The organism is Neobacillus driksii (assembly GCF_013409995.1).
Lineage (GTDB): Bacteria > Bacillota > Bacilli > Bacillales > Cytobacillaceae > Neobacillus > Neobacillus driksii.
The window spans coordinates 563,728-575,950 of the sequence record NZ_JACCBX010000001.1; the positions used below are offsets into that span (position 1 = coordinate 563,728).

The window sequence follows — 12,223 nt, forward strand, 5'->3', positions numbered from 1 at the left end:
ATGCCTTTTTTCATTATCCATTATGATACTTGTAGAGCCAAAGAACACCTGATTTTAGGAGGCGTGCCACTCGACCGGTTATCGCTCTGTCGGCCATCATCCCGAAACCATGTTTCTTACCAAGTGAACCAAGAACACCTTTTAACTTAATCGTTGGGAATTCAGCTGGCGGCTCCTCGCCATTCCAGCGCTTTTTCAACACTTCGACGATTTGTTCCGCCTGTCCCTCTGCTAATTGAGCACTAGGGGCATGTGGAAGACTAGCACAATCACCTAACACAAAAACGTGCTCATCATTCGGTAAATGATGACGTGGCGTAATGATGAGCCTTCCTGAACGGTCCATTTCTTCCCCTAATTCACGAACAACCCTATTAGCCTGGATACCAGCGGTCCAAACAATCACATCGCAGTGGATGGGTTCATCATGATTATAGAGTAAATTCTCTTCAACTTTGGTGATATTTGAGTTGTTGATGATTTCAACATTATTTTTTTGAAACCAATTTTCAACATATTTACTTAAACGATCTGGAAATGCCGGAAGAATGTGTTTGCCACGATCAAATAGTTTAATCTTTAGGTCGCCGCGGCTTTCGCTTAATTCACTGGCAAGCTCTACGCCACTAAGACCTGCTCCTACGATGCCAACTACTGACCCAGGTCCTAAATTGTTTAGAACTGAGTACGTACGACGGGATTTTTCAATGCTTTGAATGCTGTAGGTGTATTGTTCAGCGCCTGGGACGCCGTGATACTTATCTTCACAACCCAGACCAATAATTAGGTCATCATAGGAAATCGGCTCGGAGTCTTTTAGCAAGACCTTTTTATTATCTTTTTCTATTCCTGTAACTTCACCATATTTAATTTCTAATTGAGGATGCTCAGGAAAAGAAACGCGCAGCTCCTTGTCCGAAACAGTTCCTGCCGCCAAGGCATAATATTCAGTTTTTAAGCAATGGTATGGTACGCGGTCAACAAGTGTAATTCTTACATTCTCAGGTAAATGGTTTGGAAGAAGTTCACTCAATATCTTCATTCCGCCGTAACCGCCACCGAGAATTACAAGGTTTTTCATTTTTATTTCCCCTTTGTAAACCAGTAATCATGTCGATATTTTAAGTTAAAAATGATAGTAATATAGTCTTTAAATCCATTAAAAGTATAGCTGAATTATGACAAAATAACAACACATATGACAATTTTATTGACATTTCGACATAAAACATGGTATTTGACGTAACGCAAAAAAGATAGTAGGATAATATGTTATGGAGAGGTGATACCCATGTTTATGCCAATTATTGAATTTTGTATGAGTAATCTCGCCAGTGGTGCTCAAAAAGCCCTGGAAAGGTTAGAAAAAGACCCGAATCTTGATATCATTGAATATGGATGTCTTGGGTATTGCGGAAAATGTGCTTCCACCCTTTTTGCACTTGTAAATGGTGAGGTTGTAACAGGCAAAACCCCTGAAGAACTTGTGGAAAATATTTACCACTACTTAGATGAAAATCCAATGTTTTAATATATTGCAGCACAACTAAGGGAAGCGTAAATTGCTTCCTTTTTTTATTCTAATCATATAATACTCATTAGAAACGTATTAGTTGAGTCATGTTGAAACAGTGTATATACTATAAGAAAGACCTCAAATAAAGGAGGAAGTAATGAATGAGTAATGATGTTGTAATTTTAACGGAAGCTGCGGCTCTTCATATACAAGAAATGATGAAACATAATGAAGAAGAAGGCGCGCTATTACGCGTTAGTGTAAAGGGTGGCGGCTGTAGTGGTTTATCATACGGAATGGGGTTTGACCATGAAGTGAAGGAAGACGATCTTCATTTTGCTCAGCATGGAATTCAAATTCTGGTGGCCAAAGAGGATGCCCCTATATTAAATGGTACAAAAATTGATTATAAGCAATCCATGATGGGCGGCGGATTTACGATTGAAAATCCTAATGCAATCGCGTCTTGTGGCTGTGGTTCATCGTTTAGAACAGCAACAGCAACAGGTACACCAGAAGAATGTTAATAAATAAGAAAAGGCGCCGTAAATGGCGCCTTTTGCTTTTATTTGCCAAACATAGATGAACTGTGAAGAGGCTGGATTTTTGCTTTTGGATCGATAAATGCTTTCGCGTTGTTAACAGCTGTTGGCGCTTCACCAAATCCACAGGCAATCAATTTTACTTTCCCTTCATAGGTACAAATATCTCCAGCAGCATAGATTCCTGGTACATTTGTTTCCATTTTAGAATTTACGACAATGGAATTCTTCTCGATTGCCAAGCCCCACTCTTTTATTGGACCTAGTGAGGAAACGAAGCCATAGTTACAAATAACAGCATCAACATCAATTGCTTCTCTGCCATCACCATTAACCCCAGTAAGAACCACTTGTTTTATACCACTGTCATCTCCGATTAACTCCACTGGTACAAAAGGAGTTTTAACGATTACCTTAGAGTTATGCAAGTTCTCAACACTATGCTCGTGTGCTCTGAATTTATCTCTTCGGTGAACAATCGTTACTTCTTTTGCGATAGGTTCTAACATTAATGCCCAGTCCACAGCTGAATCGCCGCCGCCGAAAACGACAACCTTTTGACCTGCAAACTTGTTTAAATCATCAATAAAGTAGTGAAGATTTTTCTTCTCATATTGTGCTGCGCTCTCAAGCTCTAAACGGCGTGGTTGAAATGCACCATTACCTGCTGTTATAATAACTGTTTTTGAATAGTGAATTTCCGAATTGGTTGTTAATTTGAAAGTACCGTCCTCTTGTTTTTCCAATTTCTCGACCGATTGCTCTAAGGCAACAGCTGGTTCAAACTTAGCCATTTGCTCTTTTAGGTTATTAATTAGTTCTTGTGCACGGACTTTTGGGAACCCTGCAACATCGTAAATATATTTTTCAGGGTATAGTGCCGATAATTGACCACCTAATTGTGGCAGGCTTTCAATAATTTTTACAGAAGCTTGTCTCATTCCGCCGTAAAAGGCTGTAAAAAGACCGGTAGGACCGCCCCCGATAATGGTAATATCATAAACTTTTTGATTTTCTTGCACGCTGTATCCCCCTTACTTATGTAGTAACAGACTCCATTCCTTATAATATCACAAAAACATAAAATCCTCACAACTTTTGGGGAATATTCAGAGTAGTTAATCAAGGGAAATTTAAAACTATTTTTATAAAAATAATTATATAAATCACTTGATAATGTGAAGACTTTAGCATAATATGGATTGAGGATAGATGTTAATTTTTTGTGACAAAAAAGGGAAACTTTTGTGTCGTTGTACGTGAATTATATCACAAACTTTTTTCCTCTAAAGAAAATAAAAAAGTAGCAAGCTGAGGAAGATAAGAACAAGTATAATACTCTAAATAAAAAAGGTGGAAGTGATCACTTTGAAAAAGCCAAAAATTGTTATTGTTGGTGCGGGTTATGGCGGGCTAATGACAACTGTAAGGTTGCAAAAGCTTGTTGGTGTGAATGAAGCAGATATCGTGTTAATTAATAAAAATGATTACCATTATGAAACGACTTGGCTGCATGAGGCTTCTGCAGGAACACTGCATCATGACCGTGTACGTTATGATATACGTGATGTTATTGATAGAAGTAAGGTTGATTTTGTACAGGATACAGTTGTAGAAATCAAGAAAGAAGAGAAAAAGGTAATTTTAGAAAAAGGTGAAGTTGAGTATGACTATCTCGTTATTGCTCTTGGTGGAGAACCTGAAACCTTTGGAATTAAGGGATTAAAGGAATATGCTTTTGGAATTACCAATGTAAATTCATCACGTCAATTACGTGAGCATATTGAGTATCAATTTGCCACTTATAACATGGAAGAAGAAAAGAATGACAATCGTTTGGTTATCGTTGTTGGCGGAGCAGGCTTTACAGGTATTGAATTCTTAGGTGAATTAACAAATCGTATACCTGAGCTATGTCACGAATATGATGTAGATTCTCACAAAGTAAAAATTCTCTGTGTAGAAGCAGCACCAACTGTTTTGCCAGGGTTTGATCCTGAACTAGTTAACTACGCTGTATCACAATTAGAGCGTAAAGGGGTAGAATTCTTAATCGGGACCGCAATTAAAGAATGTACTCCAGATGGGATCATCGTAGCAAAAGGTGAGGAAGAACCACGTGAAATTAAGGCAGAAACCGTAGTATGGGCTGCTGGTGTACGTGGGAATTCAATCATTGAGAAATCAGGTTTTGAAGCAATGAGAGGTCGTGTGAAAGTTCAGCCTGACCTACGTGTACCAGGATTTGATGATGTGTTCATTATTGGGGACAGCTCACTTGTAATCAATGAAGAAATCAATCGCCCATATCCTCCTACAGCACAAATTGCTATGCAGCAGGGTGAAGTCGTTGCTCGTAACATAGCTGCATTGGTAAGAGGAAAGCAGGACCTTGAAACCTTTACGTTTGATAATAAAGGAACCGTTTGTTCACTTGGTCATGACGATGCCATTGGAGTTGTGTTTGGAAAAAAAGTAACTGGTGCTAAGGCGTCCTTTATGAAAAAAGTGGTCGATAATCGTTCGCTATACATGATTGGCGGCGCAGGGCTTGTATTAAAAAAGGGTAAATTTAATGTTTTCTAAATAGGAATTTGAAAAAAGGACAGAGAAATCTGTCCTTTTTTTGATACTATAAAACATAAATAGGCAGGGTGAGGAGGCTTTACAATGAGTAATAAAGCGAAGCGAGGAAAGGTTTGGTTAGCAGTGGGCGGGTTAGTTAAATCTTCTCAGGGACATTGGCTGGTTGTTAAAAAGCGTTATGGTGGTCTAAAGGGAAAATGGTCACTGCCTGCAGGATTTGTAGACGAAGGTGAAACGGCAGATGAAGCAGTAGTTAGGGAGGTAAAGGAAGAAACTGGTATAGATTGCGTTGTTAAAGGATTGATTGGGCTAAGAACAGGGGTCATTTCAGAAGAAATTAGTGATAATATGCTCGTCTTTTTACTCGAACCATTAGATGAAGGGAAAATCCAACATCAGGAAAATGAACTGTATGAGGCAAGGTTTATTGCACCTGAAGATCTCCTTCAGGAAAAAGAGGCTTCGATTATGCTGCATTATCTTATCAAACAAAGTCTCACATTTACCAAGCCTGGATATGATGGGCTAAACCCTGGTGATCAGTTTAACTATAGTGCCTATAAATTATTTTTCTAATTTTTAGATAATTTAAGTCACACTGAGGAAATGAAAGAAAACTTATGATGTATCCGTTTTCTCATCTGAATTTGATTGAATTTCGTCCTTTCCTTTCTGTTAGATTCTTGATATATTATCAGAAAATTTAAATAATAATTTAAGGGGCTGATTAGAATGCAATCGACTGGTTTAGATACTAAAAATTGTGATTATTGTTCAGGTACGGGATATTTTCAATTGCTGCTTGGGGGTTCTGAAACGTGTACCTGCTGCGAGGGCTCTGGCAAGAAACAGGAATAATTTTATAGAGCTGCTTCCACGAGATACTTCGGGAAGCTATTTTTTTTGTATATTTTTCCTCGTATTAGGTAACGATATTCTGATATGTAAGGATTGACTCCTATTTGGACATTAAGTAAACTAATAAATGGATGTGTAAAGGAGGTATTTCCATGCAGATGAGTATTGTTGTTTTAATTATATCGATTTTATTATTCTTTGTGTTGTTTTTTGGAATTGGTTTTATACTGAATATGCTTTTAAGAATGTCCTGGATTATGGCAATTATCTATCCAATTATTGCTATATTTATCGTTGATAAAGTAAAATTTATCGAATATATAACAAATAGTAAAATAGCGTTTCAAGAACTTGGTCAAAAATTTGGGTCATTGGCAACAGCAGATGTCCTGATATTACTTAGCGGGTTAGCCGGTGCGCTTGCTGCTGGTGTTACAATCAAAATGTTACGAAAAAATGGATATCAAATGTTTTAAGCTTTTTGCCTGGGTTACTCCGATTTCGGAGTACCTTAGGTAAAAAGCTTTTTTAATGTATAGGTTTTTACTTCTTTTTGAATATTTCCTTGCAGGTTGGGAAATGAATATTTTGGGAGGAGTGAAAATTTTAAATGAATAAATTGAAAAATTGGACAAAGCGTTTTGCGATGGCCGTTCTTTTCCTGATGGCAATTCTAGTGACTATTCAATCTATCACAGGTATTGATCTTAAACTTTTCATTAAACAAATGGTAGAACTCGAAGCCCATGCAGCTTCCAACGCCACAACCTCAGAGTCGCCGAAAGCACTAGAGGATGCCTTTGATTGGTCGAAATATCCGAAAAAAACAGTAATCGCAACAGGATATACAGCAGGTTATGAGTCCACAGGTAAAAATGAAAACCATCCTGAGTATGGAATCACCTATTCAGGAGTCAAAGTAAAACGAGATTTATATTCAACTGTAGCCGCAGACCTATCGGTTTTTCCGATTGGAACGATTCTATTCATTCCGGGATATGGGTTAGGGGTTGTAGCAGACAAAGGTGGAGCTATCAAAGGAAATAAAGTCGATCTTTATTATGAAACTGTTGAGGACGTATATAACAAGTGGGGTAAAAAGGAAATCGAAGTATATATTATAGAGCAGGGAAATGGAAAACTTACTGAAACGGAGTTACAAGCCTTAAATGAAGACAAATCCATGCAGGTATTCCGTCAGCAGTATATTGGTTCAGAGAGAAAATAGTGCAGGCATATAGCCTGCTATTTTTATTGAAGTAATGTAATAAAATACTTAGAAAGTCGAAATATATTCATTTTTCCGATATAATGAACAGGTAATTTATACGGAGGTGGGAAATACCATGTTTGGTGTTAAAAGTGAATTTGACCTCACAGAGAGTCACGAAGGATTGCTTATTGGGATTTTTGATAAACCCGAAAAGTTTACGGGTACCTTAGAGAAGTTGGATGAACAATTTGAAGGTCAATTAAGAGAGCTTGTCAGAGCAGGTGATATTTCAGCAAAGTTTAAAAATATTAGCAAAGTACATAGCTTCGGAAAAATCGGAGCAAAAAGAATTTGGTTTGTGGGTCTTGGAAAAGAAAAGGACTTCAACTTTGAGAGGCTGAGTGAGGCTTTAGGGAAGGCGTTTAAAGCGTTAAAAGCTAGCAAGCTCCAAGAATGTGGGGTTCTTTTGGATTCCTTTACAGCGGGATCAGTAAACGAACAAGAAGCAGCACATGCTGTAAGTGAAGCGTTTTCTCTTGCCACCTACCAATTCCATGGTTACAAGCAAAAATCGAATGAGCCAGAAAAGAGAATCGAAAATATCACAGTCTATAGTAAAAGTGCGGATAAGGAAGAAATCTCTGCTTCGCTAACAGTAGGTCTTGCTTTTGGAAAAGGCACCAACTCTGCTCGTACACTCGTAAATATTCCAGGCAATCTGCTTACAGCGAAGGACATGGCGGAATATGCCCGAGAGCTAGCTGCTAAATATGACTTTGAAGTTGAAATTCTTGATAAAGAGGAAATTGAGAAATTGGGTATGGGGGCTTTTCTTGCTGTTAACCAGGGATCTACAGAGCCTCCTAAAATGATTGTTCTCAAGTACCAAGGGAAAGAACAATGGCAGGACGTTATTGGTCTGGTTGGGAAAGGAATCACCTTTGATACAGGCGGCTATTCTATTAAAACGAAAGCTGGCATTGTCGGTATGAAATCGGATATGGGAGGCGCCGCAGCCGTTCTAGGTGCCATGGAAATCATTGGAGAATTAAAACCGGAACAAAACGTTGTCGCTGTTATTCCTTCAACGGATAATATGATTTCAGGTAATGCCTTCAAGCCGGATGATGTCATCACCTCGATGAGCGGGAAGACAATCGAGGTGTTAAATACTGACGCTGAAGGCCGTCTTGTGTTAGCAGATGCTGTCACCTATGCGAAGCACCACGGTGCGGAATATTTGGTTGATGTGGCTACCTTAACAGGTGGTGTTATTACGGCACTTGGATTACATACAACGGGTGCGATGACGAATCACGAAACATTGTATGAACAAGTACTAGAAGCCTCAATGGAAGCTGGCGAGCCGATGTGGCAATTACCGTTGTTTGAGAAGGATAAAGAACGAGTTAGAAACAGTAAAGTAGCAGATTTAAATAATTCTCCTGGTAGTGAGGGTCATGCCATTGTAGCAGGTGCCTTTATAGGGGAATTTACCGAGGGGACTCCTTGGGTTCATTTGGATATCGCTGGGACTGCTACGACATCTAAGGAACACGAGCTTGGTCCTGCAGGAGCGACGGGTGTAATGACTCGTACACTCGCCCTATTCGTAGAACGATTTGAACCAATCGAAAAATAACCATTTGCCCAACCCATCCACTCTCTATTCGCATATGAAATAGTGTAGGCAAGTATTGCGAAGGGGAGGTTTGGCTGAATGTATTATCATCGAAGTCCATATCCTAAACACGATCAAAGATTTATTGGTTTTGGGCTGCCATTTTTAGGTGGGTTAGTTGGCGGATTGTTAGGAAGTGCCTTAATTTATCCTCGTCCATTCTATGGATATCCTCAACCATATTATGGTTATCCTGGTTATGGTCCTCCAGTATATGGTTACCCTGGATATGGAACACCTTATTATTAAGATTAAAAAAACAGCTTTCGCGGCTGTTTTTTCTTTGTACTTACATAAAAGGGAAATTCCAGTGTTAAAGAGAATATATAAATTTTAAAGAAAAAATGCATGAAAGGGAGAGAGGAATGATCAAAAACACATTAATTGAAACATTAGGCATTGAAATAACACATTTAGAGCCAGGAAAAGTTATTGCCACTATGCCAGTGGATGAAAGAACACGCCAGCCATTTGGTTTATTGCATGGTGGTGCCTCCGTGGCACTAGCCGAAACCGTCGCGAGTATTGGTGCTTTTGAATTGGTTGATAAAGAAACAGAAGGAGCAGCCGGTTTAGAAATTAACGCCAACCATGTTCGACCTATTACCGAAGGAACCGTCACAGCGGTAGGAACGATTCTGCACCAAGGAAAAACAACAATGGTTTGGGATATTAAAATTACAGATGAAAAGGATCGACTCATTTGTATTTCAAGATGTACAATCGCAGTTATTAAATTGAAAAAGTGATGGTAAAGGAGATGGGATTTTTTCCATCTTTTTTTTGGTTCAATTGATAAAATATTTAAAAAATTTATGTTGATTTCGTGATATAATGTAAGAAATATAGAGAATTAGTACAATACTTTGTACAGGTTTCTTTATATAATGGTAGTAAGAAACCTGAAAAAGGTGGTGAAAAAATGAAGGAAAAGAGACAAACTATCTTTATTGATTTTGAATTTACAATGCCTGAACGAAATGTCCGGATGAAGGACTTTTTCGCCGAGATTATTGAGGTTGGACTCGTGGCAGTTGTTGATGATCAAATTACAGAGCAATTCTCGTCCTATGTAACACCACAAAAATTCCCAATTCTATCTGAACGCTGTAAATCATTCTTACATATTTCACAGCAGCAGGTTGACCAGGGAATGTCATTTTATGAACTCGTCCGGAAATTAGGAGAATTCAATAATCAGTATGAAACTACCATTGTCACTTGGGGAAATATGGATATGAAGGTACTAAGGCATAATTGTTTAGAAGCAGGCGTGGCATTTCCATTTAAAGCAACGGAATTAGATTTATCCATGGAGTATAAACGGTTCTTTGGAGACCAAAACCAAACAGGATTATGGAAAGCTGTACAGGAGTATGGTAAAGAGGGAACAGGAAAGCACCATAGAGCGCTTGATGACGCGTTGACTACTTACAATATATTCCGTCTTGTTGAAAAGGATAAACGTTATTTAGAAAAGCCAAAACCAACTACAATTGGGGACCGCATTGATTTTTCAAAACTATTAAATGAATTCGCATAAAAGGCCAAATCATTCAATCTGATTTGGCCTTATGTTATTTATTTGAAATAATCTTTTTCTAAAGACGCGATACTTTTTAGACTCATTTCTGCCCAGTCCGATGCCTTTTCAGTTAACTCGTTTTTCATTTTTTCAACAGCTTGTTTTAATGACTCTTGATAGTCAGGTACTTCCTCTGTGAAAATCTTGACCATTTGCTTTGGAATGTTAGCTTGCTCCCTATATGACAGAGCCTTTCTTTCATGGAAAATCAATACATCCACTTCTTTTGGATTATGTAAATCTCCTTGCATAGGATGTTTGATAACAGCTAAAACTCTGACTAAATAATGCTGCGGACGAACTTCGGTTATTTCCCCAATATATTTTCCAGTTTTATAAATTCCGGTAACAATTTCACCAATCTGCAATTCTGACAAAAAAACCACTCCTCAATCTTCTCTAGCCTTTATCCTATTATATAAAAAACGAAGTGCAAAAAACAAAAATATCGGTTAAATTAATAAAATGGAGGGATGATAGTTATGAAGAAAATGCAAATTTGGTTAGTGTTACTGATTGGTATGCTTATCTTGGCCGGATGTGGGACAAGCAAAGAGACAGAGGAAGCAGCTCCTAAGAGTAATGCTTCAAAAACAGAGGAAAAGGAAGGGAACAAACAAGTGGAAAATGCAGTTTATCCTCAACTTTCAAATGAGGTTTCAGAGAATGAAAAATTGGTTGAAATAGAAACGACAATGGGTAGCGTTAAAATTAAATTGTTCCCTGAATATGCTCCAAAAGCGGTAGAGAATTTTGTCACACATGGTGAGGAAGGGTATTATGATGGCCTAATTTTTCACCGGGTCATCAATGACTTCATGATTCAGGGCGGCGACCCGAATGGAGACGGAACAGGTGGAGAAAGTATTTACGGCGCGCCGTTCGAGGATGAGTTCTCAACTAATCTTTTTAATATACGCGGGGCATTATCTATGGCTAATTCAGGATCTAATACAAATGGGAGCCAATTTTTTATTGTAACGAAAAAATCAGTAGATCCGTCAATGAAAACGGAAATGGAAAAAGCGGGATTTCCAAAAGAAATTATTGAAGCTTATGAAGAAAGAGGAGGCACACCTTGGCTGGACCATCGCCATACAGTCTTCGGACAAGTAGTGGAGGGAATGGATATTGTTGATAAAATTTCTGAGACTCCGGTGGACGCTAAGGATAAACCTGAAGAAGATGTAATAATAAAATCTATTAAGGTCTTGAAGTAAATCTCTAAATTTCAAATAATGGCGGGATACACTTTTTGTTGCTATAATAAATATTTAGTGACATTCCTTTAAAGAAAGGGAGAAAAAGATGATCCAGTCATTTGTATTATCGTTATTTCTATACTTTCCAGAAGATAAATCGGAATACGGCCCAGCAGCAATTACATTTTTGATTTTTATGATTGGAGCCCTATTAACCATGCGGTTTATTATCAAGGTCTCTAAACGGGAAGCTTTGAAAGCGAAAGAACTCGAAGAAAAATTAATGTCTCAGCATAGTCAAGGAAACAGTGAACGTTAAGCCGCTGTTTCTTTTTTTTTACATAAATTTTCCACTCGAAGTTAAAACTATGACAAAAATGTCTATCTTAGGGGGGATATTTATGAAACGAGTTTGGATCATCATCCCACTTATTCTACTCACGGGTTGTTTAGAAAAGGATATCACAAAACTTGATGTGAAAATGATAAATGATAAGGGAGATTCTGTCGGGAAAGTTAACGTCCAAGAAGTGTCCAGTGGAGTCAAATTGACCTTTGATTTAAAGGGACTTCCTTCTGGTGAGCACGCCGTTCACATTCATGATAAGGGTGAATGTAAAAAACCAGACTTTAAATCAGCTGGAAAGGATTTAAATCCTGATGATAAAAAGCATGGTCTTTTGCACCCAGAGGGCGCGCATGCAGGCGACCTTCCTAATTTAATTGTTGAGGATGACGGAACAGTAAAAGCCGAATTAATGGCTCCGAATGTAACTCTAAAAGAGGGCAGGGCGACGTTAATTAGAAAAGATGGAACTACCATTGTGATACATAAAGAGAAGGATGATGGAATGACCCAGCCAGAAGGAGATTCTGGGGATGGGATTGCATGTGGTGAAATCTCTAAGGAACAATAATTGTATTCGTTACTCATAAGACAGCTAATTTTTTTAAAAAAATAACTCCAATAATAGGCCATTTATCTAAGCTTATCAAACAGTCGGACATACACTAGCATGTAGACTGTAAGGGGGCGATTA

17 protein-coding genes are annotated in these 12,223 nt (G+C 38.2%); 14 read left to right on the forward strand and 3 right to left on the reverse strand.

The features are described 5' to 3' along the window. Positions 1 to 13: 13 nt before the first annotated feature. On the reverse strand, positions 14 to 1,081 hold the full coding sequence (locus F4694_RS02530; RefSeq protein WP_179595319.1) for an NAD(P)/FAD-dependent oxidoreductase: 1,068 nt from the start codon (positions 1,079 to 1,081) through the stop codon (positions 14 to 16). 210 nt (positions 1,082 to 1,291) lie between these two features. Between F4694_RS02530 and F4694_RS02535 the strand changes: the two genes are divergently transcribed. Then, positions 1,292 to 1,531 (forward strand): YuzB family protein, encoded by a 240-nt coding sequence (locus tag F4694_RS02535; protein WP_179595320.1) that lies wholly within the window; start codon positions 1,292 to 1,294, stop codon positions 1,529 to 1,531. Positions 1,532 to 1,677: 146 nt separating this feature from the next. Beyond that, entirely contained in the window at positions 1,678 to 2,043 is a 366-nt protein-coding gene (locus tag F4694_RS02540) for a HesB/IscA family protein (RefSeq protein WP_179595321.1), read from the forward strand. Between the two features lie 38 nt (positions 2,044 to 2,081). Here F4694_RS02540 and F4694_RS02545 read toward each other — a convergent pair whose 3' ends face one another. Beyond that, positions 2,082 to 3,080, reverse strand: a complete 999-nt coding sequence (locus F4694_RS02545; protein WP_179595322.1) for an NAD(P)/FAD-dependent oxidoreductase — start codon at positions 3,078 to 3,080, stop codon at positions 2,082 to 2,084. Between the two features lie 346 nt (positions 3,081 to 3,426). Here F4694_RS02545 and F4694_RS02550 point away from each other — a divergent pair, with 346 nt between their 5' ends. The 9 genes from F4694_RS02550 to kapD all read left to right on the forward strand — a co-directional run bounded on the left by F4694_RS02550 (position 3,427) and on the right by kapD (position 9,939). After that, complete coding sequence (locus tag F4694_RS02550; RefSeq protein WP_179595323.1) at positions 3,427 to 4,644, forward strand: NAD(P)/FAD-dependent oxidoreductase; 1,218 nt, start codon at positions 3,427 to 3,429, stop codon at positions 4,642 to 4,644. An 84-nt stretch (positions 4,645 to 4,728) separates the two neighbouring features. Continuing rightward, positions 4,729 to 5,220, forward strand: coding sequence for an NUDIX hydrolase (locus F4694_RS02555; RefSeq protein ID WP_179595324.1), 492 nt, complete (start codon positions 4,729 to 4,731; stop codon positions 5,218 to 5,220). 156 nt (positions 5,221 to 5,376) lie between these two features. Continuing rightward, complete coding sequence (locus tag F4694_RS02560) at positions 5,377 to 5,502, forward strand: YuiA family protein (protein ID WP_179595325.1); 126 nt, start codon at positions 5,377 to 5,379, stop codon at positions 5,500 to 5,502. A 152-nt stretch (positions 5,503 to 5,654) separates the two neighbouring features. Further along, positions 5,655 to 5,978, forward strand: coding sequence for a YuiB family protein (locus F4694_RS02565; protein ID WP_179595326.1), 324 nt, complete (start codon positions 5,655 to 5,657; stop codon positions 5,976 to 5,978). A gap of 134 nt (positions 5,979 to 6,112) precedes the next feature. Beyond that, the gene (locus tag F4694_RS02570) at positions 6,113 to 6,730 is read left to right on the forward strand and encodes a 3D domain-containing protein (protein WP_179595327.1); all 618 of its coding nucleotides are present in this window, start codon (positions 6,113 to 6,115) and stop codon (positions 6,728 to 6,730) included. Positions 6,731 to 6,848: 118 nt separating this feature from the next. After that, the gene (locus F4694_RS02575; protein WP_179595328.1) at positions 6,849 to 8,357 is read left to right on the forward strand and encodes a leucyl aminopeptidase; all 1,509 of its coding nucleotides are present in this window, start codon (positions 6,849 to 6,851) and stop codon (positions 8,355 to 8,357) included. Between the two features lie 78 nt (positions 8,358 to 8,435). After that, the gene (locus tag F4694_RS02580) at positions 8,436 to 8,645 is read left to right on the forward strand and encodes a hypothetical protein (protein WP_179595329.1); all 210 of its coding nucleotides are present in this window, start codon (positions 8,436 to 8,438) and stop codon (positions 8,643 to 8,645) included. Between the two features lie 116 nt (positions 8,646 to 8,761). Further along, entirely contained in the window at positions 8,762 to 9,145 is a 384-nt protein-coding gene (locus F4694_RS02585) for a hotdog fold thioesterase (protein ID WP_179595330.1), read from the forward strand. 173 nt (positions 9,146 to 9,318) lie between these two features. Further along, the gene (gene kapD, locus F4694_RS02590; protein ID WP_179595331.1) at positions 9,319 to 9,939 is read left to right on the forward strand and encodes a 3'-5' exonuclease KapD; all 621 of its coding nucleotides are present in this window, start codon (positions 9,319 to 9,321) and stop codon (positions 9,937 to 9,939) included. Between the two features lie 38 nt (positions 9,940 to 9,977). Here the strand turns inward: kapD and F4694_RS02595 are convergent, their stop codons facing one another. Further along, entirely contained in the window at positions 9,978 to 10,358 is a 381-nt protein-coding gene (locus F4694_RS02595; RefSeq protein WP_179595332.1) for a kinase-associated lipoprotein B, read from the reverse strand. A 105-nt stretch (positions 10,359 to 10,463) separates the two neighbouring features. Here F4694_RS02595 and F4694_RS02600 point away from each other — a divergent pair, with 105 nt between their 5' ends. From F4694_RS02600 to F4694_RS02610, 3 genes are all read left to right on the forward strand, one after another. Continuing rightward, positions 10,464 to 11,201 carry a peptidylprolyl isomerase gene (locus F4694_RS02600; protein ID WP_179595333.1) on the forward strand — a complete coding sequence of 246 codons (738 nt, stop codon included), beginning with the start codon at positions 10,464 to 10,466 and terminating at the stop codon, positions 11,199 to 11,201. A gap of 88 nt (positions 11,202 to 11,289) precedes the next feature. Further along, positions 11,290 to 11,502 (forward strand): hypothetical protein, encoded by a 213-nt coding sequence (locus F4694_RS02605; RefSeq protein WP_179595334.1) that lies wholly within the window; start codon positions 11,290 to 11,292, stop codon positions 11,500 to 11,502. Positions 11,503 to 11,584: 82 nt separating this feature from the next. Then, positions 11,585 to 12,100: a superoxide dismutase family protein gene (locus F4694_RS02610; RefSeq protein ID WP_179595335.1), complete on the forward strand. Its 516-nt coding sequence runs from the start codon at positions 11,585 to 11,587 to the stop codon at positions 12,098 to 12,100. Positions 12,101 to 12,223: the final 123 nt, after the last annotated feature.